This window comes from Streptomyces sp. P5F9, assembly GCF_057961495.1.
The window spans coordinates 1-538 of sequence record NZ_JBXVPZ010001058.1; the positions used below are offsets into that span (position 1 = coordinate 1).

The 538-nt window shown below is 69.3% G+C and carries 1 pseudogene; it reads right to left on the bottom strand.

The annotated features are described in order from the left end of the window. Positions 1-15: 15 nt before the first annotated feature. Positions 16-538: pseudogene (locus AC31A1_RS52380) on the bottom strand (glycosyl hydrolase 115 family protein); the annotation flags it as partial.

Genomic DNA, 538 nt, shown 5'->3' on the forward strand with positions numbered 1-538 from the left:
GTCCTCCGCCGCGCGTTACACCCGCCGACTCTCCAACGGCCCCAGGTACAGCGCCGGCAGACCCCCCGTGTCGATCACGAGCCGCTGCAGCACCACCGTCGGGTCCACCATCCAGAACCTCAACCGGTGGACCCCGGCCTTCGTCACGGAGTGTTTCGTCGCCGTCGCGTTGACGTTGTCGGAGGTGTTACGGGCCCACACCGCGTTCAACAGCCCGTCATCTGCACCGATGTTGATGTCGACGGTCTCGATCGGCCCGTCGTCGAGGGAGACGCCGTAGCGCAGACCGCCCGTGGGCAACGCAGGGTTACGGGGAGACAGGTAGGTCCACACCGTCACCTCATCCCCGGGCGCCGCCGCCGGCAGACTTACGTTGTACTCCAGTCGCGGCGAGCCCGCCCCGCCCGGCGTCTGCCGAGGCAGTGTCACCGGCCACGGTGTCATCCCCGCCCCGGTCCGCCCGATGCCGTCAATACGACGCCACCCACCGACCGCCCGGTCATAGTGCTCCCCGTCGATCGCCACGTAACCGCCCGCC